The organism is Bacillus sp. B28 (assembly GCF_029536185.1).
GTDB classification, from domain to species: Bacteria; Bacillota; Bacilli; order Bacillales; family Bacillaceae; genus Bacillus; species Bacillus halotolerans.
Genome location: NZ_CP120511.1, coordinates 1,498,578 through 1,524,709, shown reverse-complemented (window position 1 = coordinate 1,524,709; position 26,132 = coordinate 1,498,578). Strand labels below are relative to the sequence as shown.

At 41.8% G+C, this 26,132-nt stretch carries 28 protein-coding genes and 1 pseudogene; 8 read left to right on the top strand and 21 right to left on the bottom strand.

The genetic code is table 11. From position 1 onward, the window contains the following. Positions 1–4 precede the first annotated feature (4 nt). The 3 genes from rok to ahpA all read right to left on the bottom strand — a co-directional run bounded on the left by rok (position 5) and on the right by ahpA (position 2,114). Positions 5–580, bottom strand: coding sequence for a transcriptional regulator Rok (gene rok, locus P3L57_RS07705; RefSeq protein ID WP_044156058.1), 576 nt, complete (start codon positions 578–580; stop codon positions 5–7). Between the two features lie 451 nt (positions 581–1,031). After that, a complete protein-coding gene (ykuV, locus tag P3L57_RS07700; RefSeq protein WP_059292859.1) occupies positions 1,032–1,490 on the bottom strand; it encodes a thiol-disulfide oxidoreductase YkuV in 459 nt (152 codons plus the stop codon). A gap of 81 nt (positions 1,491–1,571) precedes the next feature. After that, positions 1,572–2,114 (bottom strand): biofilm-specific peroxidase AhpA, encoded by a 543-nt coding sequence (gene ahpA, locus P3L57_RS07695; protein ID WP_010334066.1) that lies wholly within the window; start codon positions 2,112–2,114, stop codon positions 1,572–1,574. A 244-nt stretch (positions 2,115–2,358) separates the two neighbouring features. On the opposite strand from ahpA, the gene P3L57_RS07690 reads away from it, so the two are divergent. Further along, entirely contained in the window at positions 2,359–3,162 is an 804-nt protein-coding gene (locus P3L57_RS07690; protein ID WP_069486480.1) for a mechanosensitive ion channel family protein, read from the top strand. A gap of 34 nt (positions 3,163–3,196) precedes the next feature. Here P3L57_RS07690 and P3L57_RS07685 read toward each other — a convergent pair whose 3' ends face one another. The 14 genes from P3L57_RS07685 to fadH form a co-directional block, all read right to left on the bottom strand. Next, positions 3,197–3,442 carry a YkuS family protein gene (locus P3L57_RS07685; RefSeq protein WP_010334064.1) on the bottom strand — a complete coding sequence of 82 codons (246 nt, stop codon included), beginning with the start codon at positions 3,440–3,442 and terminating at the stop codon, positions 3,197–3,199. Between the two features lie 60 nt (positions 3,443–3,502). Next, entirely contained in the window at positions 3,503–4,627 is a 1,125-nt protein-coding gene (locus P3L57_RS07680; RefSeq protein ID WP_069486479.1) for an N-acetyldiaminopimelate deacetylase, read from the bottom strand. Positions 4,628–4,697: 70 nt separating this feature from the next. Beyond that, positions 4,698–5,408, bottom strand: a complete 711-nt coding sequence (gene dapD, locus P3L57_RS07675; protein ID WP_059352842.1) for a 2,3,4,5-tetrahydropyridine-2,6-dicarboxylate N-acetyltransferase — start codon at positions 5,406–5,408, stop codon at positions 4,698–4,700. A 105-nt stretch (positions 5,409–5,513) separates the two neighbouring features. Next, a complete protein-coding gene (locus P3L57_RS07670; protein ID WP_059352841.1) occupies positions 5,514–5,969 on the bottom strand; it encodes a flavodoxin in 456 nt (151 codons plus the stop codon). Positions 5,970–5,984: 15 nt separating this feature from the next. Next, the gene (locus P3L57_RS07665; RefSeq protein ID WP_059352840.1) at positions 5,985–6,878 is read right to left on the bottom strand and encodes a WD40/YVTN/BNR-like repeat-containing protein; all 894 of its coding nucleotides are present in this window, start codon (positions 6,876–6,878) and stop codon (positions 5,985–5,987) included. Continuing rightward, a complete protein-coding gene (locus P3L57_RS07660; RefSeq protein ID WP_059292864.1) occupies positions 6,868–7,344 on the bottom strand; it encodes a flavodoxin in 477 nt (158 codons plus the stop codon). The genes P3L57_RS07665 and P3L57_RS07660 overlap by 11 nt, the downstream gene beginning before the upstream one ends. Positions 7,345–7,459: 115 nt before the next feature. Next, positions 7,460–8,341: a transcriptional regulator CcpC gene (gene ccpC / locus P3L57_RS07655; RefSeq protein WP_044156069.1), complete on the bottom strand. Its 882-nt coding sequence runs from the start codon at positions 8,339–8,341 to the stop codon at positions 7,460–7,462. 146 nt (positions 8,342–8,487) lie between these two features. Further along, complete coding sequence (gene cbpB, locus P3L57_RS07650; protein WP_044156071.1) at positions 8,488–8,931, bottom strand: cyclic-di-AMP-binding protein CbpB; 444 nt, start codon at positions 8,929–8,931, stop codon at positions 8,488–8,490. A 138-nt stretch (positions 8,932–9,069) separates the two neighbouring features. Next, the gene (gene abbA / locus P3L57_RS07645; protein ID WP_003218673.1) at positions 9,070–9,261 is read right to left on the bottom strand and encodes an AbrB antirepressor AbbA; all 192 of its coding nucleotides are present in this window, start codon (positions 9,259–9,261) and stop codon (positions 9,070–9,072) included. Between the two features lie 139 nt (positions 9,262–9,400). Further along, a complete protein-coding gene (locus P3L57_RS07640; RefSeq protein WP_024121220.1) occupies positions 9,401–9,919 on the bottom strand; it encodes a ribonuclease H-like YkuK family protein in 519 nt (172 codons plus the stop codon). 109 nt (positions 9,920–10,028) lie between these two features. Then, positions 10,029–10,268 carry a YkuJ family protein gene (locus tag P3L57_RS07635; protein WP_003218671.1) on the bottom strand — a complete coding sequence of 80 codons (240 nt, stop codon included), beginning with the start codon at positions 10,266–10,268 and terminating at the stop codon, positions 10,029–10,031. Between the two features lie 190 nt (positions 10,269–10,458). Continuing rightward, positions 10,459–11,367, bottom strand: a complete 909-nt coding sequence (locus tag P3L57_RS07630) for a manganese catalase family protein (protein WP_069486478.1) — start codon at positions 11,365–11,367, stop codon at positions 10,459–10,461. A gap of 247 nt (positions 11,368–11,614) precedes the next feature. Then, positions 11,615–12,838, bottom strand: coding sequence for an EAL domain-containing protein (locus tag P3L57_RS07625; protein ID WP_024121218.1), 1,224 nt, complete (start codon positions 12,836–12,838; stop codon positions 11,615–11,617). A gap of 63 nt (positions 12,839–12,901) precedes the next feature. Continuing rightward, positions 12,902–13,666: a 2,4-dienoyl-CoA reductase gene (fadH, locus tag P3L57_RS07620; RefSeq protein WP_059335882.1), complete on the bottom strand. Its 765-nt coding sequence runs from the start codon at positions 13,664–13,666 to the stop codon at positions 12,902–12,904. Positions 13,667–13,810: 144 nt separating this feature from the next. On the opposite strand from fadH, the gene P3L57_RS07615 reads away from it, so the two are divergent. The 4 genes from P3L57_RS07615 (at position 13,811) to P3L57_RS07600 (ending at position 17,181) form a co-directional block, all read left to right on the top strand. Further along, positions 13,811–14,671: a metallophosphoesterase gene (locus P3L57_RS07615; RefSeq protein ID WP_059292869.1), complete on the top strand. Its 861-nt coding sequence runs from the start codon at positions 13,811–13,813 to the stop codon at positions 14,669–14,671. 57 nt (positions 14,672–14,728) lie between these two features. Further along, positions 14,729–15,223 carry a L,D-transpeptidase family protein gene (locus P3L57_RS07610; RefSeq protein WP_081638296.1) on the top strand — a complete coding sequence of 165 codons (495 nt, stop codon included), beginning with the start codon at positions 14,729–14,731 and terminating at the stop codon, positions 15,221–15,223. Between the two features lie 75 nt (positions 15,224–15,298). Then, positions 15,299–16,591: an MFS transporter gene (locus P3L57_RS07605; protein WP_069486477.1), complete on the top strand. Its 1,293-nt coding sequence runs from the start codon at positions 15,299–15,301 to the stop codon at positions 16,589–16,591. Between the two features lie 125 nt (positions 16,592–16,716). Continuing rightward, on the top strand, positions 16,717–17,181 hold the full coding sequence (locus tag P3L57_RS07600) for a YkyB family protein (RefSeq protein WP_024121211.1): 465 nt from the start codon (positions 16,717–16,719) through the stop codon (positions 17,179–17,181). 42 nt (positions 17,182–17,223) lie between these two features. On the opposite strand, the gene cheV is transcribed toward P3L57_RS07600, so the two are convergent. After that, entirely contained in the window at positions 17,224–18,135 is a 912-nt protein-coding gene (cheV, locus tag P3L57_RS07595) for a chemotaxis protein CheV (protein WP_024121210.1), read from the bottom strand. A 207-nt stretch (positions 18,136–18,342) separates the two neighbouring features. On the opposite strand from cheV, the gene P3L57_RS07590 reads away from it, so the two are divergent. Together P3L57_RS07590 and P3L57_RS07585 are read left to right on the top strand one after the other, a co-directional pair. Continuing rightward, positions 18,343–18,504, top strand: coding sequence for a hypothetical protein (locus P3L57_RS07590; RefSeq protein ID WP_003238943.1), 162 nt, complete (start codon positions 18,343–18,345; stop codon positions 18,502–18,504). 201 nt (positions 18,505–18,705) lie between these two features. Next, positions 18,706–19,889, top strand: a pseudogene (locus tag P3L57_RS07585) (aminotransferase A). 9 nt (positions 19,890–19,898) lie between these two features. On the opposite strand, the gene kinA reads toward P3L57_RS07585, so the two are convergent. Continuing rightward, complete coding sequence (kinA, locus tag P3L57_RS07580) at positions 19,899–21,719, bottom strand: sporulation histidine kinase KinA (RefSeq protein ID WP_069486476.1); 1,821 nt, start codon at positions 21,717–21,719, stop codon at positions 19,899–19,901. 162 nt (positions 21,720–21,881) lie between these two features. After that, on the bottom strand, positions 21,882–23,999 hold the full coding sequence (locus P3L57_RS07575; RefSeq protein ID WP_059292872.1) for a peptidoglycan D,D-transpeptidase FtsI family protein: 2,118 nt from the start codon (positions 23,997–23,999) through the stop codon (positions 21,882–21,884). Between the two features lie 338 nt (positions 24,000–24,337). Between P3L57_RS07575 and P3L57_RS07570 the strand changes: the two genes are divergently transcribed. Continuing rightward, a complete protein-coding gene (locus tag P3L57_RS07570) occupies positions 24,338–25,117 on the top strand; it encodes a CAP domain-containing protein (protein ID WP_069486475.1) in 780 nt (259 codons plus the stop codon). Positions 25,118–25,156: 39 nt separating this feature from the next. Here P3L57_RS07570 and P3L57_RS07565 read toward each other — a convergent pair whose 3' ends face one another. After that, the gene (locus tag P3L57_RS07565; RefSeq protein WP_059292874.1) at positions 25,157–26,023 is read right to left on the bottom strand and encodes an NAD(P)-dependent oxidoreductase; all 867 of its coding nucleotides are present in this window, start codon (positions 26,021–26,023) and stop codon (positions 25,157–25,159) included. Positions 26,024–26,132: the final 109 nt, after the last annotated feature.

The following is a 26,132-nucleotide window of genomic DNA, read 5'->3' as shown; positions in this document are numbered from 1 at the left end:
GTGTTTATTCTGTTGCTGATTCAGCTGATTCGATGTCACCCTCTAAAATGTACTGGCCGCGATACGGTTTTTTCACTTCCGGATACATTTTAATTAAACTTTGCATAAATGTTGTCATATTAGGGATTTCAAGACCGCTTTCCTTTTCAATCTCTTTTTGAAGTTCAGAGCTTTTAATTGCCGCGTTGTGGCGTTTTAATGTTTTAATAGCCGCTTCACGCAGTTTAGCTGCTTTAGATCCCGGTCTTGCCGTTCCTCTTCTTCTTCGTGTTGTTCCGTCTGGTATACCGGCAGGAAGAGAGGAAATAGATTGAAGCTGAGGCTGAACAGACTGCTGCTGTGATGGCGGCTGATAGCTTCTGATTTCCTGAGCCGCAAGCTCGGCGAGAACCGGCAGAGAGTCAGTTTTTCGTTCAGAACGGAAATCCTTTTTGACTTCGGAAGGGCTTCCATTTCTGTCCAGCTCTCTTAATTTAGCGTATATTTTATCGCGTTCAATTTGATATTCACGAATGACTTTCACTTCAGCTTCATTTAATTGTTCTAATCGCAAGCGCAAAGCTTCTCTTTCATTAAACATTCCTCAATGTACCCCCTATCAGAATTAACATCTTTAATTAAGATATTAGATTACAAAAGTAATTTTATCAACTATTATTTTAGCATTTTACTATTATATTTACTCTATGAAAAATTCCTTATTTTCTGAAAACGTTTTATTTTTTAACAGACCTCTTTATTCACAAGGGTTCAAGAGCTTATGTCAGTCATTTGGAATAAAGTTGAAAATATATCTTTTAATTACTTCTTTAATGAAATTTAGTGTAATATCTACAATTTTCGCGTGCAGAGATATGAAAAATATCTAAATATGAAGAAAAACATAAGAAATTAGGTCTCGTTTTTAGAAGATAAATCATTAAAAAGCGTTTTTCTTATACCCAAATATGGAAAAATAAGCTTCTTACTCTTTTCCTTTTTTGCGCAAATAAAAAAACCTGATTAGGATCAGGTTTTTAATTTGCACACAATTATTCCGCTGCTTGTTCTGTTTCAGCCAGAACGCGGTTCACACGTTTTTCAAGCATTTTCATGCCGCTGCCGCCGGCTTGGAAATGACGAAGCTGTCCGGTTTTATCAAACACATAGTACGCAGGCACATACTCGTTTTCAAATGCGTCGGTTAAGGCGTGGTCGCTGTCAACAAAAATAGGCTGAGTAATGTCATGTTCAGCAGCTACTTCCTTGATTTTGTCGAGATCCAGGTCATCTTCGGAACGAGGCATATGAACAGCTACAACGTTCAGCTTGTCTTGATATTTGTCCCGGAATTCATTCACCTGCGGCATTGCTTCTTTGCACAGATGGCAGCTGATGGACCAGAAATGAATAAGTGTCGGTTTTTCTCCAATCAGTTGTTCTTTTGTTACTTCACCATTGAACCAAGCTTTTTCTCCTGTCAATTCAGGCATTGGCTGACGTAATTTCATCGCTTTTCCCTCCTAGTGAGCAGTAAGAGTCAAAAAGGCCTAACGAATTGTTAGACCTTTTTCTTTCGTTCTCAAAAAGAATTAAAGTGTTTTTTGACCTGGTTTCCAGTTAGCCGGGCATAGTCCGCCTGTTTGAAGTGCTTGCAGCACTCGAAGCGTTTCATCAACGTCACGTCCGATGTTGTTATGGAAAACCGTTTGATATTGCAGCTCGCCTTCAGGATTGATAATAAACAATCCGCGAAGTGCAACGCCTTCTTCTTCAATTAAAACGCCATATTCACGGGATACTTCATGGTTAGTATCAGCAGCAAGCGGATATTTCAGCTGACCAAGACCATTTTCTTTACGGTCTGTGTTGATCCACGCCAAGTGAGTATGGATTGTATCAGTTGAAACGCCGATCACTTCAGCATCAAGATCTTCGAATTCGTCATAACGGTCAGACATCGCTGTAATTTCTGTCGGACAGACAAAAGTAAAGTCCATTGGATAGAAGAAAAGAACCGTCCATTTGTCGTTTTTCATGTTTTCTTCAAGACTTACTTTGCCAAATTCCTTATTTGCAAGGACTGCTTCCATTTCAAAACGAGGAGCTTGTTTACCTACCATACGTTCTGCCATATGTATCCCTCCAATTGATAGTTTGGCTTTAAAAGCCAGATGAACAAGAAAATAAAGGAAAATATTCCTTATTTCGTCAATAACCTCACAATGACTATTATATCGAACCGCATTTTCCCAGTCAATTTTTAACAAAGAATACATGTCTTTGCCTTCGACATTTTACGGTAAAAAGTTTAACATGTTCATGTATAGGGAAACAAACTTTAACATGCTGCAACACATTCAGAAAGGGAGCACCAACATGGATTTTATTACACACTATGATTGGGCAGGTCTTGTCACCAATGCGGGTGTTTTACTCATTAAGCTCGTCATTATGATTTGCCTCTATTTTATCGTTCGATCTGTAGGCATGAGAATTATTAAACATCTATTTGCAAAATTTGAAGCGCAAAACAACCTGACTATCGGACGCGCTCACACGCTCCGAAGCCTGACACTTAACGTATTTGCTTACATATTGATTTTTATTTTTTTCGTTATGGTTCTGGATTTGTTTCATTACGACCCGAGCGCTCTTTTAGCAGGGGCGGGAATCGTAGGTCTGGCGGTCGGTTTTGGCGCCCAAGGCCTTGTCAGCGACATCGTGACAGGTTTTTTTATTCTGCTTGAAAAACAATTGGATGTCGGAGATTATATAACTGTTGCGATTTTTGACGGAATTGTGGAGCAGGTCGGTTTAAGAACGACCCAAATCCGCAGCTTTGACGGCACACTGCATTACATTCCGAACCGGAACATCACAAATGTAAGCAACCATTCCCGCGGAACGATGCAGGCGCTGGTTGATATTAAAGTCCCGGCTGAAAGAAACCTCGATGAAACCATTCACATCTTACAACATGTATGTGACGAAACGGCAGCTGCTCTTCCGCAAATAAAAGAGGGTCCTAATGTCATTGGCATTCAAGAGCTGGGAACCTCTGAAATTGTGATCAGAGTCATTGCCAAAACAGAAAATATGGAACAGTGGCGGGTCGAACGCGTGCTGAGAAAAGAAATAAAAACCGCACTCGACCGCGCTTTTCCTAAAGAAACAGAATAACAAAAGAACCGAAGCTTTTGCTTCGGTTTTTACTTTACTGAATTCTGCTTTCAACTTCGCTGCAAATTTCTTCAGCAGTCATCCCGGAAGCTGTAATGACTGGTGCTTGTGTTACTGTATCGGCAATACCTTGCACATTGTTGTCTAGCCCTGTTACGACACAGCAGTCACAGCCTTTTGCATCTGCAGGACTTTTCATCATGACAACGTCATATCCTTTTTCTCTTAATGCAGCTTCTACATCTGATAACGACTGTTCAATTCCTATTTTTTTTGTCATAAAGAACACCTCCGTTAAATAGGGTGCTCATCATATGGCATTTTATTCTTTCTATTGTACTTAATTGGCATAAACAGAAAAATAACCTGTCATCACGTTAACCGCTGTTTCGATCGCATTTTCATCAGGATTCAGCTTTGCGTGATGGAGTCCATGCGCGGAATCAGCGCCGAGCCAGAACATGAAACCCGGGTATTTTTTCAGCATGTAGCCAAAATCCTCTCCGGTCATCGCTTCTTTTGCTTCGATTACTTGTGCCAATTTTTGCTCAGCAACAAAAGACATAAACTCCTCTGTGAGCCCGCTTGTATTGTAAACTTGGTGATACACAGACGGATACGTCACTTTTCCTTTACAGCGGAAGCCGATTTCGATTCCCTTCACTAAATCTTCGATCCGTTCCTTTACCTGCTTCATGGATTCTTCAGAAAGCGTGCGGATTGTGCCTTCCAGGTGAGCTGTTTGCGCAATGATATTTTGCGCGGAGCCGCCCGTAATCGTACCGATAGTAATCACAGCGCTGTCCAGCGGGTCTGTGTTTCTGGAGATGATTGTTTGCAATTGAGTAACGAGTGTGCTTGCCGCTACAACCATATCCTCAGCTAAGTGCGGATAAGCGGCATGCCCCCCTTTGCCTTCCAGGTCAATGACAAGCTCTGATGTATTCGCAAAAAGCAAACCGCTTTTTGTCGCGATGGTGCCGACCGGAAGCTCTGGAGCAATATGAAGCGCAGTGATGAGATCAGGCTGCCACTTTTTTAAGACGTCGCTCTCAAGCATCGGTTCCGCTCCGCCTGGCCCTTCCTCTGCCGGCTGAAATAAAAAGAGCAGATCATGCTTAACAGGGTGATGAACAAAGTGGTCGATGATGCCCAGCGCAATCGTCATATGCAAATCATGTCCGCAGGCGTGCATTTTGCCGTGATGCTCTGATGCGAATGGCAACCCTGTCTGCTCTTCGATTGAAAGCGCGTCAATGTCCGCTCGGTATCCGAGCATTTTTTCCGGCGCTGTTCCGTTCACTTTCACAAAAAGTCCGGTTCTCCATTTTTCAATTTCAATTCTGTCTTTCGGATATTGCTCCAAGACGTTTAATAAATATTGCTGTGTTTTGAATTCCTGAAATCCAAGCTCGGGTATACGGTGCAGATCTCTGCGGATTGCAATGAGCTCCTCTTTCTTCATTTTCATTTCCTCCTGCCTATACGAATAAGGCGTGGATATATCATCCACGCCTTTTTGATCAAATCATTCCTTACAGCTGGCGTAATTCCTGCTTGATTTCAGTTTTGCCTTTTGTTTTCTCATCAATATCTTTGATTTTCTTAGCAGGTGTTCCCGCAACAACTGTGTATGGCTCAACATCGTTCACTACGATCGCTCCCGCAGCGACAACAGCTCCTTTACCGACTGTTACACCTTCGAGTACGACAGCATTTGCACCGATTACAACGTCGTCTTCAATGACAACCGGTTTAGCGGATGGCGGCTCAATAACGCCCGCAAGCACAGAACCCGCACCGATGTGACAGTTTTTACCGACAGTAGCTCGTCCGCCAAGAACAACGTTCATATCGATCATTGTACCTTCTCCGATAACTGATCCGATATTGATAGAAGCCCCCATCATGATGACTGCGTTATCGCCGATTTCAACTTGGTCGCGGATGATCGCACCCGGCTCGATGCGCGCTTTGACATCCTTAAGATCAAGCATAGGAATCGCAGAGTTGCGGCGGTCATTTTCAACCACGTAATCTTCGATTTTGCTTTGGTTTTCTTCAATTGCTGTTTTGATTTCGCTCCATTCACCGAAAACAACACCAGTGTTTCCGTTTAGAAAAGCTTTCGCAGAATCACCGAAATTGATTCCTTCCAGCTCACCTTTTACATAAACCTTTACAGGTGTAGATTTTGTACTATTTTGTATAAATGAAATAATTTCATTTGCGTCCATCATTTTCATATGTATAGTCCTCCTCCTGATTTTCTACCTCATTACTGTATCAAAGGAAAGATACAAAGACAAGAAAAAAAGGAAACACCCGCTCGGCAGTTCCCTTTGCATCTATCAAACAGCACAGCCGCATTTTCTGGCAAATTGTCTGCCGAATTCCTTTAATACTTCTTCTTCTTCCCCTTCAGGATTCATTTCAACCTTTACGGAAGGAAGCACAATTTCGCCGCCTCGTTCTTTTATTTTCTCTTCAAGCGTATCTACAGCACCGCAGAAATATTCATATGCTGTATCACCGGAACCGAAAACGGCGCATGTTTTTCCGGTAAAGTCAAGGGCTCCCATTTCTTCGGCAAGGTCAAGAAATTCGTCAGGCAGATCACCGTCTCCCCATGTATAGGTTCCTAAGATGATATGTTCATAATCATTAAACAGCTCGGCATCATCAATGTCCATTGCTTCAAATCGATCTACTTCCGCTTCCGCCTCCTGAAGACCCTTTTCAATCAAATCAGCCATGGCTTCTGTGTTGCCTGACATCGTTGCGTAAACCAGCAAAATCTTCCCCAATTCCGTATTCCTCCTCTAATGAATCATTGCTGAAACTTCGTACGGCTGGACAAATTTACATTCATACAAGCCTGCACAAAAGAAATTTTCTCTTTGATTGGCGACTCTCCATCCATGACCTTTAATGGTATCGAACCATTTTAGCTCTCGGGCCTCAAGATCAGCCTGATAAATCCTCGAATAGCCATTTTCGTCTTGAGCCGTTGTGACATAAATAATGCCATCATCCTCTGAAATATCAAGAAACGATTCTTCCTTTTTGATCATGCTGGAATGTATCGTGACTTCTTCAGCCGTTGAAATATGCTGTGCAGTGACGGCTCCGCGCTTTCCTTTTGCAGAGCCCATTGCAGCAACCAGCCATTTATCATCGAACACAAGCATGGATGCCGTCATACGGCTGTCTTCTTTTTTTACCATTCGGACAGCGCCTTGTTTGAAATCGTAAGCCCAAATCCCTCCGAAACATTCGTGTATTTGTGTACCAATATAAAGATTCCCGCCATGCAGACACAGTGAACGAATAACAGGCGGATGTTCAAATTCCGCAAAGGGTTTGGCAACCCGCCACGAAATACCGAAGTCTTCTGATACATAAATGCAATGCTTGCCATGGGCGCAAACAAATCCATCACTCCTGCCGGTCATCGACCACACTGTCGCATTTGTCGGGAAGCTCGACATCGTCCAGCTTTTCCCTTCGTCAGATGAACGAATGATCGTTCCCTTTTCACCGACACCGAATAAGTAAGGACCGATATAACTGATGCAGTGTATTTTCGCTTTTAAATGAAAAAGCTTTTTCCAGCCTTGTTCCAAAGAATAATGAAAAATGCCTTCTCTTTTCACTGCCACAAAATAGCCAGAAAACGCCGATGCCGCAACAGCTGTCGCCCCTTTATGAAACATGGCTTTTTCCCTTGTTCACAAAGTCTGCCCATGCAAGAAAACCTCTTGCAAATTCTCTGCAGCTTTCCACGTCATCATCCGTTTCAGGGGCAAGCTCAATTTTAAGTGTTTCTTGATAGACAGCAGCTCCCGCCTCTTGCAGCATGTCACTGAATAAATTAACAGCTTCGCAAAACTTTGGATAAGAGTAATCCCCCGAGCCGAAGCAAGCTGTTTTCAAACCGTTCAGCTGAAGCTGCTGAACCTCTTCGAAAAAGTCCTCTGCTTCGTAAGGCAAATCGCCATCTCCCCATGTGTAGGTGCCAATGAGCACATAATCATAAGAAGTCAGAGACGATGCCTCCGCGTCATCCATATCGATGCAATCAATGTCTAAACCATATTCCTGCAGTGTATCTTTTATAATTCCGGCAATGTCTTCGGTATTTCCTGACATGCTGGCATATGTAATCAAGGCTTTTGCCATGTTATCACCTCATAATTGATAATGATTTTCAATATCATATGTATCACTTTAAATGATAATGATTTTCATTGTCAATATATAAATAAGAAAAGACAGCCTTGTGCTGTCTTTTCTCTTAAAATGGGTGCTCTTGATCAAGCATCTCCTTTACAACTGAAACAAAAGCTTGAACTTGCTTCAGTTCAAAAGCAGGTTCATAGCCTAATAACCAGGTATCCCGCCCGATAGGGTTGCCTTTCACGTCTAACAGAGGCATTTTATTGACTTTGTCTTCGTTCTGAAGGGTAACAGACGGCAAAATCGCATATCCGATCCCGTGCAGCGCCATCTGTTTGCACGTTTCAATCTGATCAACCAATATAGTCTGTTTTGGCGACGTTTTAAATTTTTGATGCCACCAATGCTGAATCTCCTGAAAATAAGTGCTGTCGCTTTTAAATTGGATAAACGGCCGTTCTGTATGAGCAATATCTTCTATACAAGAGATTTCAGTGTCGACTAAATACAGATGGTCTGTCATTAAATAGTCTTTGCGGCCTTTCCACTCGGGGTTTCCTCTAATAATGCCAATATGAACCTGATCCTCATAAAGACTTTTCAGCATTTCGCTGCTCCAGCCGGTAATGAGCGAGACTTTTGCATTCGGATACTTTTCCACATACGTTTTTAGAACTTTAGGAAGCCAATGCTGGCCGATGATGGAGGCGACGGCAAGCTTCAGTGTGCCGTGAATTTCTCCTTCGAGCTCATCGATATTTTCTCTAATTCTGTCCTGCTCTAACGTAACGTCATTCGCAAACTGAATGATTTTCTCTCCGGCCGGCGTTACCGTCAATCCTTTTTGGGATCTTAAAAATATCTTTGTCCCCCACGCCTTTTCAATGGTTTGTAAACGCTGAGATAAAGCCGGCTGGGATACAAAAAGCCGTTCCGCCGCCTTTCTCATATTTAACTCCTCAGCTAAAACTACGAGCATATGAAGCTCTTGAAGCTGCATGTCGTCCTCCTTTTTATTGTCAATAAGTTTTTCTTATCTTCTATTCTAATAAAATCTTAGTTTATGATTCAAGTCCTTTTCACCCTAATTTATGTATGCGCTTTCTTTATTGCTCTGCAAATATAATAAAAAATAGGCTGAGCAGCCTACTTGTTCAATGAGCGAATATGCTTATGCAATTCCTTCAAAACCACTCTTCTTGTGAAAATCCCCTCAAAGACCTGATCATCATTTTCAACGCAAACAAACCCGTTATCAATGACCATGCTGAATCCTTTGATAATCGGATCATTTATATGAAGACGCGGAATATCAGTCAGCATAACTTCCTCAACGGTAATCTGGTCAAGCTTTTCAAATTCAATTCTTTCAAGACCAAAAATGCTGTTCATGATCATATTAGTTCCTATTAAGCCGTGTAAACGATATGACGCATCCAGCACCGGGATGGCAGTGTACCCTGTTTTTGTCAGCACTAATAAAGCGTGCTCCAGGTTGTTTCCAACTTGAACGTGCGCTACTTTGTCCGCCTCAATCATAAATTGTCCAACTGTTGCCTCAAGAAGCTGATCTGATTGCAAGCTTATCATGTTTTCGACCCCTTTTCATTTTCATCAACACATACATTCCCTATACTACAATAATATAAACTTTATCAGTATTTGTCGAAAAGTTTCCTTCAATAAAAAAGATACTCTTTGGAGGAGTATCAATTATAAGGTGTGCCATTAATTTTCAAATCGAAATCGGTCGTATAGCGTTACAAGTTTTTTGTAGGTGGTTCCGTCAACGTTTTTGGTTCCTGTCTCTATATCGTTGATCTCACTGCTTAAAAGCTCGATAGCATACTCATGGTTGATCAGGATATTCAGCAGAAGTTTTTGTTCTTCTTCTGTAAATCGTTCACCGATAAGACTCATTCGTAATCAGGCCCCCTGTTTTATACTGAATACCTCTGAAAGCAAGAAAACTTACTTTCAGCTCTACCGCTAGAATAAGTAATCAGAAAACAATCGTCAACCGCATAATTCGACATTTCCCTCGGCTTGCGAGCCGGAATTATTTTGTGAAACGATTTGCATAGCTGAAGGCTGTGTATGAATCCGGTTTGATTTTAGCCTCAATCCCCATTGAAGTTATGCGCCCTGTCATTTCTTGAATCAGTTCTTTTGTAAGCCCTTTTTTCCCAATATCCAAGTGAACCTCAAATGTAAGATCCGCCCCTTCGCCTGTAAAAGGCAGGAGCAGATCGGTAATATCCATCAAGTGTCCATCCAGAATATAGGCGGCTGTTTCTTGACTGTACGCCGTTTCTAACGAAATCTTTTCACGAAGGCTATGTATGGGTCTGTCGACTGCGTGGTTTTTCAAGCAGCCCCAAGCTCCCTTGCCTGTACGATGCAAATGTAATGCAGTAATAAACTTTGTGTAATCACGATAAACCTGTGAATCGGTTCCGATCGATAACACATATGAAGAACGGGGATCCCTTCGAATAAAGGCTTTAAGCCGTTCCATCACATCTTGAAAGGTCATCTGTGCTTCTGAAAGATTATAAAACAGAAAAGAATCGGCCACGACGACACTCCTTTTCAAGGATTTACAACCATGAAACAAGTATGTTCCTTACCGTTTATTTCGATTACATGCTGCAAAGCGAAAGCTTGTTTCCCCTATATCAAGAGTCTTACTGCAGAAGTTCAAAGATTTCGATTGAAACCATGTCGATATTATCAAACGGATATGTGTTCGGCTTTTCACCTTTTTGGAAAACCGTCAGTTCAAACGTTTGATTTTTTTCGAAATATTTAACACTGCATATTTTCTCACCATTTACTTCGAAGTAGCGCTGCATTGGCTCGTTAGCCGCTTCCGCCGTTTCTTGCAGACTTTGCAGCCGTGTGATGATACCCATTAATTGTGACATTCTAAAAAAAGACTCCTTTCAAAAAACAACTTCAAATCAACAAGTATTTATTATAATACAAGTTCTATTGAGCATCATACCATAAAGTCGGACAGGATGGCATTTTCCCTGCTGAATTTAAGAAAAGAAAAAAAGTGAAAAAACTATTTTTACGTAGTTTGAGGCTTTTTTTGGAATGTCATACACACAATTATGATTTTTTTGATATTCCGGCAGAATCCAACAGCCTTTTTGCAATTTCGTCAAAATCCTCTTTTGAAATCCCGGGAGCAAATTCCTCCGGCACTTCTCTGAAATCAGGAACGGGCGCTCCCTTAGGGCTTCCCTCAATGACATGAAGCTCACTGCCGTCTATCGGATGCTCACCTTTCCAGATTTTATTGATATCCTTGTAATCCGTATCACTGAATGTATACAGCTTCGTATGAATTCCCTGCTCTTCGAATTTTCTGGCTGTATCAAAATGTTTATTATCAAGGTTCGGGATCGGAAGCATTTTGCCGATATTTACGCCAGTCGCAATCTCAAGCGCTTTGGCATACGCCACGATATGAACGCCGCCGCGCACGAGCAAATAACCGATCATTTCTCTGGCCACCGGATGATCAGTCATTTCATACACTCTCATTTTGTGAGTTCGGGCGCCGCATTCCAGGAAAAAGTTTTGGAGCAAATCCAGCACCAGATTTCCGCTGTTAAACACATTTTCACCGGTCCAGGCTTTCCCCATCGAATCAAACGGATAAGACGTTTGAGCCGTTTCAATAAAATGCAGGGAATTTCGTTTATTTTTTGCATCTCTCATCGGTGAAACGTCGGGATCACCTTTAAATGTCGAACCTGTCAGCATTAAAGATATCGTATTAGACACAAGCTCAACATGGCCGAATTCTTCAGCGGTAATGCTTGATACGAGATCGTAAAACGGTTTTAATTTTTTCTTGCTGCGAAAGTTAAAGGACTGGAACATATAATTATTGAGAGTGGACATTTCACCAAATTTGCCGCCTAACAGCTCTTGAACCGCCGCTGCCGAATTTGGGTCAGGATGTTCTGGGGTTGGAAGGTCAATAAGCAGCCTATTGCTCCTTTTGAACATGTTTGTACCTCCTAGTGCCGTTGTTTACCACTAATAAGGTTTATTGTTTCTATGGATTGTCTTATGCGTTGACAAATAAAAAACTTGGCGGGGGTAGCGCCAAGCTTTTCGGATCTTGATCTGATAGAGGGGTTGGGGAACAGAGAGTAGCTTCTCTCTATAATTAAATGATAATGATTCTCAGTATCAATGTCAATCGTTTTTTGATATTTTTTTCAATTCATAAAAAAAACGGCTCTTCAGCCGTTTAAATCAATCCATCCTGCTCATATAAATAAGAATACGGCAGGTCTATAAACAAATATATTTGATCATCCATCGGATATGAAAACGTTCTGATCATTTCGCCTGTTTCCAAATCGCTGTACAAATCACTGAAAAACCCTTTTCTGAGGTTTCTCATTCTCATGATGTTCTCCAGAAAATAAGGACGCCAGCTCCAGTTCTTCTCCGTATACTCCGGCTGGTAAATCCATTCTCCGTCTTGTTTAAAAACATTTCCAGTCAGCTGATCGCCTTCTCCATCACAGATATAAATTCTAAAGCTGCAGTCCGTCAGCTCTTCCGCCAGCTTTTTAATAAAGTCATCATCCGGAGACTGGCTGTTTTTTCGCAATGATGTAACAGCCTGGTGCACCCGTTTGTAAAACTGTTCAGAGTGCTCATAGACGGTTTCTAGTTTCTTTTTCTCATGTGTGATAAATTGGTGAAATTCAGTCTTAAGTCTTCGCTTCAATACATCTCTCTCTAAAAACGTTTCTGACGGGGACACCAAATAATAGCCCTGAAAATAGCGGCCGCCATTTCTCCATGCGTATTGAAGCTGAAAATTCGCCTCAATATCTTCGTAAAGCAGCGCCGCACCGATTTTTCTTGCTAATAATGAAATGCTGTACAGCACATGCTCATAAGACGGAGATGGCTGTGAGATTTTCAGCGCCTGTAAATCGATTTTTAACAAATCTGGCGATAGCAGCGCAATTCTGTCCAGATTGCTGCTTTCTTTTCCGATATTATCAACTGCAATTTTGATTCCGTATGTACGATAGTAGGCAAGCATATGGTAAAGCTGCTCAATATCCCCTTCAAAATTGTGCTCTGTAATTTCAAGCACGAAACGATGAAGTTCGATCCCTCTCGCTTCATATTCTTTCAGAAGCTCAAGAAAGCTTTCGCCGTGATCAAGCATTAAAAGATTGGCATCCTGATTCATAAAAATCAGCAGATCAGAATCCGCTTCTAAAAAGCGGTCAAGAGCCTGGCGGATAATTCTGTTATCAACCTCTAACTTATATTCTTCGGGTATCCCTGCATCTAAAAAAAAGGGTCCGAGACTTTGAATTTCTGAATCTGCCAATATACGTCCCAGCACCTCATATCCGACGATTTTCTGCTCCTCGGCACTGAAAATCGCCTGGTAATATGGGAGGACATCATCAATGTTCGTTAAAATATCAAGTGGATCCAACATGTTATCACCTGCTTCTCTATCTTTGTCTGATTATACCACATTGAATCCAAAGTTTAATATGCTTTAAAACGGATAAGGATTCAGCCATTGCCCCCCATCCAGAGTGACACATTCCCCATTCATATAGGACGCTTCATCAGAAAGCATAAACGCGGCCAAGGCGGCGATTTCCTCGGGTGTGCCGAGCCGGCCGAGCGGCACACTGTTCATCGTTCGGGACATCGCTTTTTCTGATTCAAAAAGCTTCTCTGCACCGCCTGTTCGTTCAATTGGACCGGGTGCAATCGCGTTTGTACGGATTCCGTATTGACTGCCCCACTCTACGGCGAGAGTTCTAGTGAGCGACAATACGCCAGCTTTTGCCGCAGCGGAATGAACAACCCCCGCTCCCGCTCCCCACGCATATGTGGCGGCCATATTTAGAATAACACCCCTCTGCTGATGCTCAATCCAGTGCCTGGCTGCGGCTTGGCTGCAAAAAAACGTGCCATTTAATACAATCTCAATTACCGCTTTCCATCCATTGGGCGTGAGCTTTTCTGCCGGGCAAATAAAATTGCCGGCCGCATTATTAATAAGTGCATCAAGACGCCCAAACACATGTAACGCTTCTGCAACCATTTGTGCTGCCCCAGAATCAGAACGGACATCCATTTGAAAACAGGCAACTTGGCCCTCAAAGGTTTCAATTTCTTTTTTTGTTTCTTCAAGTGCTTCATGGTTCCGCCCTGTTATCATGACATTCCAGCCCAATTCGGCCTGTTTTTTTGCCATTGCTTTTCCCATGCCGCTTGACCCGCCGGTAATAATAACAACCTTTTTTTCCATTGTATGATCCCTCCTGTTATGAATGAGTATTCATTCAATATTATTCTACCATTATACGCAAGCTTCTGTCAGTACATGCTAAGATGAGATTTTTTCAAGTTACAGGTGATATAATAGAAAAACTCTACTAAAGGTTGGTTTGAAATGAAAAAGATGTCCAGAAGACAATTTTTAAAAGGAACGCTCGGCGTTTTTGCGGCCGGGGTTTTAACGGCCAGCGGGGGATATGGCTATGCCCGCTATCTGGAACCGCATATGATTGAGACTACTAAACACACGATTAAAAGCTCTCTCATTCCCCATGGATTTGACGGTTTTAAAATCGTGCAGTTCAGTGATACACATTTAAGCGATTATTTTACGCTTGAAGACTTTAGAACTGTCATCCTGACGATCAATGAAACTAAGCCTGATTTAATTGTTTTTACCGGGGATATTATCGATAACCCTGATACGTATCAACATTATCAGGCAGTGATTCCTTTTTTGAGAAAGCTGCAAGCACCCTTCGGCAAGTTTTGTGTTTACGGCAATCATGATCACGGCGGCTATGGAACCGATGCTTATAAAAGCCTGATGTCATCAGGAGGTTTTACGGTATTCCGCAACGCCTATCAAAAATTGACGCTCACAGACGGCAGCGAAATTGAGATCGCTGCGCTCGATGATTTAATGCTCGGCAAGCCCGATTATGAAGGCACCCTATCGAAACTAAGCGAAAGGCTTTTTTCCATTTTGCTCGTCCATGAGCCTGATGCTGCCTTGAATACAAAAACATATCCTGTCAATCTGCAGCTATCCGGACACACACACGGCGGGCAGATCCAGCTGCCCTTCTACGGACCGCTTATTACGCCTCCGTACGGAAAAGTCTATACCGAAGGAATGTACCAAACAGGCGACACTCATATTTATGTGAACCGCGGCCTCGGGATGACGAGACTGCCTTTGCGATTTCTGGCTAAACCTGAAATCACAGTCTTTACATTAAAAAGCACAACTTAATGTAGCAGAATGGGTTCCTCATCAATACTTATAAATAAAAAAGGGAGGATGAGGAAACTGCTTACGTACCAGATTAAACAAGGCGATACACTCACCAGCATCGCGGCCGATTTCAGAATCAGCACTGCTGCTTTGATCCAAGCCAACCCATCGCTGCAATCAGGAGTTATCGCCGGACAGCGCATTGTCATCCCCGGTCTGCCAGACCCAAATACGATCCCATATCATATTGCAGTCTCTATTGGGGCTAAAACCCTTACTTTGTACCAAAATAATCAGGTAATAAAAACTTATCCGATCGCCGTCGGTAAAATACTGACACAAACACCAACTGGCGAGTTCTACATTATTAACCGCCAACGCAATCCCGGCGGCCCATTTGGTGCTTATTGGCTGAGCCTTTCAAGGCAGCACTATGGAATACACGGAACGAATAATCCCGCTTCGATTGGCAAGGCTGTGTCTAAAGGCTGTATCCGCATGCATAACAAAGATGTTCTAGAACTCGCTTCAATTGTGCCAAACGGAACAAGAGTCATGATTAACCGGTAATGTTTTCTTATTTGTTTCAAAAACAGGCGGTTTATAATATGATAAAGTGGGACCTTTAGGGTAAGGAGCGTTTTTATGGATATATTTAAAAATCGTAATTTTGTTCGTCTATTTTTCGCAGCACTCGCTTCTCAAATGGGCACGACAGTAGGCAACATGGCATTTGCTTTTTTCTTGCTGGACCGCTTCAGCAGCCAGCCTTCTTACACAACCTTGGCTGAACTGATGTATTCCCTTCCTACAGTATTTGTGTTTTTGCTTGTGGGAGTCGTTGCGGACCGGTTTGACAGAAAAAAAGTCGCGGAAAACTGTGATTGGATCAGAGCCGCCCTGACTGTCGTACTTTTTTTCACTTTATTTACCGGCAATATTCCTCTTGTTTTCTGTATTTTGTTTGTCAGAAGCGCTGTAACCAAGTTTTTCTTTCCTGCAGAAAACAGTTTAGTACAAGCCATCCTGCCGAAGGAGCATTATGCGAAAGCGGCCGGGCTTAATCAGATGCTTTTTAGTATCTTTATGGTATTTGGCGTTGGAATCGGTGCTTTTATGTATAACACAATCGGAATTCATGGAGCGATTATTCTTGATTTTGTCAGCTTTATTATTTCCGGCATGCTTATCCGCACCTGCCGGATTCCGAAAGAAGCCAGACAGCCGAACGGCACATTTAACTGGAGACAAGCTTCCGTCAAGGATTCGATAAACGATTTTAAGGAAGGCATTGTCTACATTTTAAAAAACAAGCTGCTGGCCTCTCTTATTTTCGGTTTCTTTGTTTTTGGTTTTGTGAACGGAGGATTTGCTGTATTGCCAATGTTTACAATGAAGTATGGACTGGCCCCCGACCGTTATGAATGGCATACATCCGTATTTACGATCGCAATCGGGTTTGGTCTTTTGGCAGGAAGTGTGATCGGCACGTTAATCTCTAAAAAAGTGAAGCCTCACTTTTTAATGTCGGTGCCGATTTTAATTGCGGGCTTGCTGATTTTTGTCCTTGGCTACACCAAAGTTTTATGGGTGTACTATGCAACTACTTTTGTACTGGGGATGTGCATCGGTCCGGTAAACATCGCCATTGGGGGATGGATGCCTAAGATTGTCCATCCGAAGCTGATGGGACGTGTAAGCGGCTGGCAAGATCCTTTTATGATGTTTGCGCAGTCTTTGACACTTGGCTTAGTGGCGCTGTTATTCCCTAAGTTTGTATCAAACATCGATTATCTGTATTACGGCATGGGCGTTTTCATTTTAGCTGTTTTCATTTTCTATTTTGTCGCACTGCCAAAATACAGTGCGCAGGCTGTAGAAGTGAATGTACAGGAAACATTTCAGGCTCAGCCGAGAAAGAAAGCAAAATCTGTATAATATAAGTTGAAAATGCGCTTTTTTCCCATAGAAAAAGCGCTTTTTTGCATTCAATATTTGCATTTCAACCTTAAAAAAGTATAATCTAATCATAAGAAATTTGATAAGAGCAAAGGAGAGAAATAATGGACGACCATGCATACTCGAAAGATCTGCAGCCAACCGTAGAAAATCTTTCAAAAGCAGTTTACACTGTGAACCGCCATGCAAAAACCGCCCCCAACCCTAAATACCTATATCTGCTGAAAAAACGGGCTTTGCAAAAGCTTGTCAAAGAAGGTAAAGGAAAGAAAATAGGGCTTCATTTTTCAAAAAATCCAAGGTTCAGCCAACAGCAATCGGACGTGCTTATCTCAATCGGAGACTACTATTTTCACATGCCTCCAACTAAAGAAGACTTCGAACATCTTCCGCATTTAGGTACACTTAATCAGTCGTACCGAAATCCAAAAGCTCAAATGTCTTTAACAAAAGCAAAACACCTATTGCAAAAATACGTCGGCATGAAAGAAAAGCCGCTTGTGACGAATCGCCAGCAGCCCGCTTATCATAAGCCTGTCTTTAAGAAACTCGGCGAGAGTTATTTTTAATAAAAAAAGCCGATGCCACTTATGGCATCCGGCTTTTTTTTATTAATCGATCACATACGTATCCACTTTTTTAATCAGATCGCTGATTTCCGGCTTGCTGATTTGCTCATCGGCGCCGACCACTTCTCCCCGGTGACGCAAATCATCTGTAATTAATGATGAGAAAATCATAATCGGCACATCAGAACTCTTCGGATTGTCTTTAAGCAGCTTTGTCAGCCTGTGTCCGTCCATTTTCGGCATTTCAATATCACTGATGATCATATCGATTTGTTCTGTTAAATCATTGCCGCTTTCGGTAAGGTTCATGATATAGTCATATGCGTCTTTTCCATTCTCAAACGCTGTAATATTGTTGTATCCAGCTTCGGTTAATTCATCTTTTAAAAGGCGCATCAGAAGCGGTGAGTCTTCTACAATGATAAGCTTTTTATCAGTTCTTCTTTCATCAAAGCCCTCGGTATGCATATTGTACGTATCAACACCTGAGTCTGATTCGATATCATAGATGATTTTTTCATAATCAGGCAAAAAGATCATCGTTTCTTCCAGTTTGATTATGCCTGTGAGATGCCGCTCCATTCCTTGATTTAAGGAAGTCGGTTTTTCAATCGCTTCCCATGAAACCCTGTGAATTTGAGAAACAGACCCGACATGGAAAACAATTTTTCGCTTATTAAATTCAGTTACGATATACTTCTCGTCTTTTGATCCCTCAGGCTCCACCCCGAAAAAGGAAAACAGGCTGATGACTGGGAGAATTTCTCCTCTTAGTTTAATCATTCCTTCTACATGCTGGTGGGAGTGAGGCACTGATGTGACCTCGACAGGCTGAATAATCTCTCTCACTTTCATGACGTTAATGCCGAAAGCATTGCCACCAACGCCAAACTTCACAATTTCTAATTCATTTGTACCAGAATCCAATAAAATTTCGTATTGTTGTAACGACAATTCAATCCCTCGCTATTCGCATTCAGTATTGTACTGTATATATCGGCGAAAATTATGAAAAATGAATGGTGAGGCTCTTCAAAATCCTATTCTGGCGACAGTTATGCTGATAACCTTAAAAAAAGAAACTTTTTTCCTAATGACCATTGACTTTCCAACTGACAGTGATAAAATAGTCAAGGATTTTTCCAAAGAAGGGTGTAAATAATGGGTACTTTAGTAATATTTAAAGAAAATGAAATGACTGTTTTAGAGGATATCAGTGAAGAGACTTATCTTCATATGAAGAAAGAATCTGCTGATCTTCAAGAAGAGCATCCCCCGTACATGATTTGGCACGAAGACCTTCATTTTGACTATGGTTATTGATGAAATTGGCACATATAAACAATAATAGAACATGATACAATAAAGACAATCAAATCGCTGGTTGTCTTCTTTTTTTCTGAGAAGGAAGGTATGTTTAGTAAATAGGCGCATACAATCGAAATATATCGGTTAAAAAGGTGACAAATGGCCAGCTAGTGGTAAAATAGGAGAAACTCATTATATATATTAAGGTGATGAATTATGGAACATTTGCTGAATCCGAAAGCCAGAGAGATTGAAATTTCAGGAATACGCAAATTCTCAAATCTTGTATCTCAACACGAAAATGTCATTTCACTTACGATCGGCCAGCCTGATTTTTTCACGCCGCATCATGTGAAAGCTGCCGCAAAAAAAGCCATTGATGACAACGTTACGTCATACACTCCAAATGCCGGCTACCTGGAATTGAGACAAGCTGTTCAGCTTTATATGAAGAAAAAAGCAGACTTCAACTATGAAGCTGAAAGTGAAATAATGATCACAACAGGAGCAAGCCAAGCCATTGATGCAGCATTCCGCACCATTCTGTCTCCCGGCGATGAAGTCATTATGCCAGGTCCGATATATCCGGGTTATGAACCTATTATCAATTTATGCGGTGCCAAGCCTGTCATTGTTGACACGACGTCTCACGGGTTTAAACTCACAGCCCGGCTGATTGAAGAAGCTCTGACTCCCAATACCAAGTGTGTCGTGCTTCCTTATCCGTCAAACCCTACCGGTGTGACATTATCTGAAGAAGAGCTGAAAAGCATCGCGGCTCTATTAAAAGGCAGAAATGTCTTCGTATTGTCAGACGAAATATACAGCGAATTAACATATGACAGACCGCACCATTCGATTGCAACACATTTGCGGGATCAAACCATTGTCATTAATGGCTTGTCAAAGTCCCACAGCATGACGGGATGGAGAATCGGATTTTTATTCGCTCCGAAAGACATAGCAAAACACATTTTAAAGGTTCATCAATACAATGTGTCATGTGCGTCCTCTATTTCTCAAAAGGCAGCGCTTGAAGCTGTGACTAACGGATTTGACGACGCCCTGATCATGAGAGAGCAGTACAAAAAACGGCTCGATTATGTGTATGACCGCCTCGTGTCGATGGGTCTTGATGTCGTAAAACCGTCTGGCGCATTTTATATTTTTCCTTCTATTAAATCCTTTGGGATGTCTTCGTTTGACTTTAGTATGGCTCTTTTGGAGGATGCTGGTGTGGCGCTTGTGCCCGGCAGCTCGTTCTCAGCGTTTGGTGAAGGATATGTAAGGCTGTCTTTTGCATACTCGCTGGACACATTAAGAGAAGGATTAGATCGTTTAGAATTATTTGTACTAAAGAAAAGGGAATCGATGCAGACGATATAAACAACGGCGTTTAAGCCGTTGTTTTATTTTTTTGGAAATGAGATTTTAAACGCTGTGCCTTTATCCGGCTGGCTGTCTACATGGATAACGCCTTGATGATTCTCAATGATATTAAATGTTACCATCAGCCCGAGCCCTGTTCCCTTTTCTTTTGTCGTTAAAAATGGTTCTCCAATACGGTTGAGCACCTTTTCAGGTATGCCCTCCCCTTCGTCCTTGACGGTAACATGAACAGAATGCTTATCCTCTGTTACGATAATGTCTACAGTGCCTCCGTCAGGCATAGATTCTACTGCATTTTTTATTAAATTAATGAATACCTGCTTCAGCTGATTTTGGTCCCCGTTTATATAAATGCTGTCATTCTCATAACGGGTTCTGATGAAAATCCCGTTTAAATTCGCCTGGGTTTCCAGCAGCGCAGAGACTTCACCGATTAGTTTTTTCAAGTTCAAATGCTCTTTCACGGCATTCTGCTGGGGCTTTGCCAGCATCAGCAGTTCACTGAGTATTAATTCAATTCGGCTGAGCTCAGAGAATACAATGTCAAAATAATGTTCATTTCCTTCCATCGTCGGTTTCATCAGCTGTAAAAACCCTTTAATCGCGGTAAGCGGATTGCGGATCTCATGCGCGATTCCCGCTGCGAGCTGTCCTGCGATAGATAATTTTTCTGATTTAAGCATGAGTTCCTCTGTTTGTTTTCTCTCAGAAATATCACGCAGAATGACTTGGACAGCCGCTTCACCGAAAAAGGTCGTCGGAATGCAGACCATTTCCGTGTAGATGACCCTGTTCTGAAAGGTAAACCATGATTGCTTAACGATTTCCGATTCTGTTTTTTGCTCGGCAATGTTTTGGATTCTCTCTTTCACGTCCTCATGATCGCAAGGGTGGAGCTGATCGTATATATTTTTGCCGATTAAATCCTCATAGGTCGCCGCTTCAAACAGCGAAATTCCCGACTCATTCATAAACACCCATTTCCCATTATGAATCACAGCAATAGTATCGATTGAATTTTGAATCAGCAGCTGATATCGTTCACGGCTTTTTTGCAGGATGGTTTGGAATTTTTTCCTTGAAGAGATATCGATTAGCAGAAGCAGTTCAGCCTGCTGGTTTTTGTAGACGGTCGGGGACGCTTTCACTTCTAAATGAACAGGTGTGCCATCAAGCCTTTTCCACGTCTGTTCAATCATTCCGACTTCCATTCCTTTTTGCATTCGTATAATTCTGTTTTTCACGATATCATGATACTCTTCCTCAATAAATTCATAGGACCATTTGCCAATAACAGCATCCTTGCTTTTTGCTCCCAGCATGGAAAGCATCGCGCTGTTTACATAGACGATTTTGCCGCTGACACTGATGCATAGCGGGCTTGGAAGATTTTCAACTAGCCGCTCATAATCATCCGTTATATATGTAGTTGATTCCGGGTTCGCAGGCTCAATTTCATGTTTTTCGCAGGTAAGAGGCTGATGCCCGGACTCTTCTTCGAGAATCTTCATTTTCAAAATGATTTCCCGTTCCGTCCGCTCAGCTCTCGTCGTCACAATTTCTACTGCAGCCTCCACCCATACAATCGTATGATCTTTTTTAATGAAACGAAAGGTGCACGGCATCAGATGATGTTCATTATAAAAATAGCTTTCAACTAAAAATTGGTCTTCCTCATGCAGAAATGTCTTGAGGAATGATCCGATCATTTCTCCCTGAAGATAACCCAGATACAGTTTGGAGTTGGCTGATATATAAATAATGCGTCCATTAGAAGCCAAGACTGCATGAATATCGGTTTTCGTTTGAAATGGCTTAACATACTGCGTATCCTGTTCCACAGAATCCCTCCTTTGCATGATTATCATGTTCGACATTTACAGATTGACTTTTACCTAGTATGATTCGCTAGAAAATGAGTATTCTCCTTCTATTCTTATAGTGATCTCTAATTTTTGAGGAAAAGAAAGGGCACACAATCTGTCAGATGTGCACCCTGTTTTTTATTTTTCGCTATTTTTCTTTTCGAGCTCTGCGTAAGCGTGTATGGCTCTTTTGGCGATTAACTTATTGATCGGATCGTGATCGTTTGCTACTGAAGGTACAACCACACTAAATGCAACTTTTGGATTTTTCGATGGGTAATAGCCGACAAATGTTAGATTGTATGTCCTTTTTCCCCACCAATTTTGATTTGTGCCGTAGTAAAATGTTTCCGCTGTTCCCGTTTTTCCAGACACGTCTTCTGTAAAAGTATTTTTAGCGGTCCCCGAAGTTGTAACTAATTTCATTCCAGTTTTCACTTGCTGAATATCACTTTCCGTATTATTGATTTTATTCAGGATGTTGGGCTTTCTTTGCTCAATTGTTTTTCCAAGCTCCTCTTTACTGCTGGGTTTATGGATACTTGTGACGATTCTAGGCTGTATGCGGTACCCGCCATTTGCGATTGCCGAAATGTACTGTGCCATCTGAAGCGGTGTGTATGTATCATATTGACCGATGGCCAAGTCTAAAATTAAGCCCCCTACAACATCAGGTGTCGTTTGCATTCCTGCAGATTCCTGCGGCAGGTCAACACCAGTCTTGACTCCAAGGCCAAACTGGCTGTAGTAATTTCTCATTTTGAGCAGATCCTTCTGATCAGCAGGAAGCGGTCCATACGGCTTATACGTTACCCCAGCTATATGCATAGCAACATTAAACATATATACGTTTGAACTTTTTTGCAAAGCCGTTAATTCATTGATGGTTCCCATATTTGTGTAAGATTTTTTTATGAGCTTCCTTCCTAAATGCATCGGCGCATCATGGAAATATTTATAATGCGGAATCCCATCCTGATAGCCCGCGAGAACGGTTGCACCCTTAACAGCTGATCCCATTTCATATTGGGTTGTAAAAGCACCGATCGCATAATCTTGAATCTTATTTGTTTCTAAATCTATCTTTTTTCCTGCCATCGATAAAATATCGCCGTTATTCGGATCCATCATCACAACAAAGGCCCGGTCAAGCATATAGTTTCCGCGCGCGCGGCTATTTCTCACTTCTTCTTCAACAATCTTTTCTACCTTTGCCTGCAGCTCCATGTCAAATGAAAGCCGAAGATCATAGCCCCGGCTGCCTTTGTCGATTGTTTTCTGGCTGACGACATTTCCTTTATTGTCTTCCACGTATTCCACTTTTTCTTTATGAGAATTTAAATAGTCCTCATATTGATACTCCAAATAACTTTTGCCGACTCTGTCATTACTCGCATAGCCTCTCGTAACATAAAAGTCTTTCCGGTCGCTGAGCAGCCCTTGATCAGGTGTTGTGACACCTCCAAAAACGGAATAAAGTGTTTTGTCATAAGGGTATTTTCGTGTCCAATCGTTTACGACATCTATCCCCGGCAGCTCTTCTAAATGCTCAGACACAATAGAAATTTCATCATATGTTAAATCATTTTTCGGTCTTTGCGAGGAGTTTTTCTTTTCATCAAGCAATGATCCGTTTTTGCCGTTGCCGTTGCTGTCATTTGGGTCCATCGCTTTTACAATCTGAGGTTCATACGCATTCCCGCTTGAAAATCTTGTGTATATGGCCGCGGTTTGCATTTCTTCGTCATCCCGCTGGATGGCCTTCAATTCTTCAGCCGGGACGCGTTCAACTTGAAGCTTATAGGCCTGTGTCCCCTTCAGATTGCTTTCAGATTCCTTTAACAGGCCGAGAGCTTTTTTTGGATGAGAAGCGAGCCAGTAATCACGTAAATCTCTATCCTTTAAAAATTCGGTATCAATATCGATCAAAGCGGCAAGCCGTTTAGCTGTTTTGATTTTGTCCTCTGTTTTTGTGCTTGATGTTGAGACATACACAATTTCCGGCACGCTCTGGTTCTCAACAGCCACTTTCTCGTTTCTGTCATACATCTTCCCCCGAGGCGCTGGATAATACGCTGTCTTCGCATTAGCTCTCTTAGCGTTTTCTTCATGCTGTTCGCCTTCGACAATCTGAACAACGCCAAGCTTAAAGATTAATGCAGTAAATAGAACAAAGACCGCCAGGAAATACAGATTCATTCTGATTGCTCTGTTTCCTTTGCGCTTTTTCTTTGGTTCACGTCCTATTTCAGTCACTTCTGGTTACCCCTCTCAAATCATTCAATATATTTACATATACTGTTTTTAATTGTAACACCTTTGTAATAGTTGTTACAGCGAAAAGGGATAAAAAAAGTTGTCAATATTGAAATACATTAAAATATAACTAACGATTCAAAAAATAGGAAGCTATGTAACTGTGAGATAAAGTCCCTACATATGCGTTACTCGCTTGCCATCAGCGGTTCAGCGCGTTTTGATTACAAAAATGACAAACACCATTTGTCAAAGGAAAGTGATGGATTCTTTATGACAAAAAAGCTATGTTATGATTTTTTTGTAGAAAACAAACAACTCTAGGAGGTTACGAACTAATGAAAAAAGCATTTATTTTATCTGCTGCCGCTGCGGTTGGATTATTCACATTCGGAGGCGTACAGCAAGCATCAGCGAAAGAACTCTCCTGCCAGCCTGTGGTAACGGTCAAAACGGGGAACACAGTGCAAAACCTTACACTTAATGATGTAGTGAAAAAGCTACATATTAAAACAAATATAAAAACACTAAACGCGGCTAACGAAAAAGAGCTCGAGAAGCTTCTTCAAAAGCACGCGAAACAATCCAACATGAAGATTCAGGATGTTCAAAAGCCCGAAGCTGCAAAGCCAGCCCAAAAGGCTCCTGAAAAAGCCGCTGCTGATAAAAGCACTGCTGCTAAAGCACCGGCTACTCCTGAAAAAACAAGCAATAATACAACAACAGCTGCACCTTCATCTGTAAGTGCATATGAGAAAAAAGTTGTTGAGCTGACAAATGCAGAAAGACAAAAACAAGGTTTAAAACCGCTTCAAATTGATGAAACATTAAGCAAATCTGCACATGCAAAATCACAGGATATGAAAGACAAGAACTATTTTGATCACCAAAGCCCAACGTACGGCTCACCGTTTGATATGATGAAATCTTTCGGAATCAGCTACAAAACAGCTGGTGAAAACATTGCTAAAGGACAAAAAACACCTGAAGAAGTAGTAAAAGCTTGGATGAACAGTGAGGGCCACAGAAAAAACATTCTTAACCCTAACTTCACACACATCGGTGTCGGTTATGTTGAATCCGGCAGCTACTGGACACAGCAATTCATCGGAAAATAATAAAAAAGAGATTGCCTGTTTTGGACAGGCAATCTCTTTTTATTTCACCCAAAGCTTATAAATGCTTTGAGTCCCGCTGTTTTCTTCTCCTTGTGCGGCAAGTTGGTCATATAATGATTTCGCAAGCGACAAGCCTGGCATTTCTTCACCCATTAATTCAGCTTCCTCTAAGGCAATTCCCATATCTTTGATAAAATGCTTTACATAAAATCCTGGCTCGAAATCACCCTTCAGCATACGCGGGGCGAGATTTGACAATGACCAGCTTCCTGCCGCTCCAGTTGTAATGCTCTTCAGGACATTTTCCGGCTGAAGGCCTGATTTTTGGGCATAAGCCATCGCTTCGGCTACACCGATCATACCTGCTGCAATCGCGATTTGATTACACATCTTTGTGTGCTGCCCGCTTCCTGCCGGCCCTTGATATTGAATATTCTCTCCCATTAAAGTGAAGATGGGCAGGCAAGCTTCAAACGCTTCTTTTTCTCCTCCGACCATAATCGCCAGTGTTCCGTTTTGCGCGCCGATGTCACCTCCTGAAACAGGTGCGTCTAAGGCAAATAACGATTTTTCTTTGGCTGCCTCCGCAATTTTTTTGGCTAACGACGGTTTGGAAGTCGTCATATCAATGAGATACGCACCTTTTTTAGCATGTTCAATAATTCCGCTGCTGCCGAAATACACTTCTTCTACATCACTGGGATAGCCTACCATTGTAATAATGATATCCGCTTCTTTCGATAGTTCTTTTACAGTGTCTTTCCACACCGCGCCTTTTTCCAGTATGCTGTCCGCTTTTGCTTTTGTCCGGGTATACACCAATACGTGATGTCCATCTTTAAGGATATGTGAAGCCATACTGTTTCCCATTACTCCAAGACCGATAAAACCGACTGTTTTTTTCAAGTAAATTCCCCCAGACGTTAGATTTCATTTAGTTAAAATTTATCAGTTTCTAGACTACCATATCTAGTAATCATATAGTAGCGTCTAAAAAATAAAAAACCCAAAACTT

Excerpts from the sequence above, each read along its gene's own strand:
- rok (WP_044156058.1), bottom strand. The coding sequence starts at position 580 with ATGTTTAATGAAAGAGAAGCTTTGCGCTTGCGATTAGAACAATTAAAT.
- ykuV (WP_059292859.1), bottom strand. The coding sequence starts at position 1,490 with ATGAAATTACGTCAGCCAATGCCTGAATTGACAGGAGAAAAAGCTTGG.
- ahpA (WP_010334066.1), bottom strand. The coding sequence starts at position 2,114 with ATGGCAGAACGTATGGTAGGTAAACAAGCTCCTCGTTTTGAAATGGAA.
- P3L57_RS07690 (WP_069486480.1), top strand. The coding sequence starts at position 2,359 with ATGGATTTTATTACACACTATGATTGGGCAGGTCTTGTCACCAATGCG.
- P3L57_RS07685 (WP_010334064.1), bottom strand. The coding sequence starts at position 3,442 with ATGACAAAAAAAATAGGAATTGAACAGTCGTTATCAGATGTAGAAGCT.
- P3L57_RS07680 (WP_069486479.1), bottom strand. The coding sequence starts at position 4,627 with ATGAAGAAAGAGGAGCTCATTGCAATCCGCAGAGATCTGCACCGTATA.
- dapD (WP_059352842.1), bottom strand. The coding sequence starts at position 5,408 with ATGAAAATGATGGACGCAAATGAAATTATTTCATTTATACAAAATAGT.
- P3L57_RS07665 (WP_059352840.1), bottom strand. The coding sequence starts at position 6,878 with ATGTTTCATAAAGGGGCGACAGCTGTTGCGGCATCGGCGTTTTCTGGC.
- P3L57_RS07660 (WP_059292864.1), bottom strand. The coding sequence starts at position 7,344 with ATGGCAAAAGCCTTGATTACATATGCCAGCATGTCAGGAAATACCGAA.
- ccpC (WP_044156069.1), bottom strand. The coding sequence starts at position 8,341 with ATGCAGCTTCAAGAGCTTCATATGCTCGTAGTTTTAGCTGAGGAGTTA.
- cbpB (WP_044156071.1), bottom strand. The coding sequence starts at position 8,931 with ATGATAAGCTTGCAATCAGATCAGCTTCTTGAGGCAACAGTTGGACAA.
- abbA (WP_003218673.1), bottom strand. The coding sequence starts at position 9,261 with ATGAGTCTTATCGGTGAACGATTTACAGAAGAAGAACAAAAACTTCTG.
- P3L57_RS07635 (WP_003218671.1), bottom strand. The coding sequence starts at position 10,268 with ATGTCACAATTAATGGGTATCATCACACGGCTGCAAAGTCTGCAAGAA.
- P3L57_RS07630 (WP_069486478.1), bottom strand. The coding sequence starts at position 11,367 with ATGTTCAAAAGGAGCAATAGGCTGCTTATTGACCTTCCAACCCCAGAA.
- P3L57_RS07625 (WP_024121218.1), bottom strand. The coding sequence starts at position 12,838 with ATGTTGGATCCACTTGATATTTTAACGAACATTGATGATGTCCTCCCA.
- fadH (WP_059335882.1), bottom strand. The coding sequence starts at position 13,666 with ATGGAAAAAAAGGTTGTTATTATTACCGGCGGGTCAAGCGGCATGGGA.
- P3L57_RS07615 (WP_059292869.1), top strand. The coding sequence starts at position 13,811 with ATGAAAAAGATGTCCAGAAGACAATTTTTAAAAGGAACGCTCGGCGTT.
- P3L57_RS07605 (WP_069486477.1), top strand. The coding sequence starts at position 15,299 with ATGGATATATTTAAAAATCGTAATTTTGTTCGTCTATTTTTCGCAGCA.
- P3L57_RS07600 (WP_024121211.1), top strand. The coding sequence starts at position 16,717 with ATGGACGACCATGCATACTCGAAAGATCTGCAGCCAACCGTAGAAAAT.
- P3L57_RS07590 (WP_003238943.1), top strand. The coding sequence starts at position 18,343 with ATGGGTACTTTAGTAATATTTAAAGAAAATGAAATGACTGTTTTAGAG.
- P3L57_RS07570 (WP_069486475.1), top strand. The coding sequence starts at position 24,338 with ATGAAAAAAGCATTTATTTTATCTGCTGCCGCTGCGGTTGGATTATTC.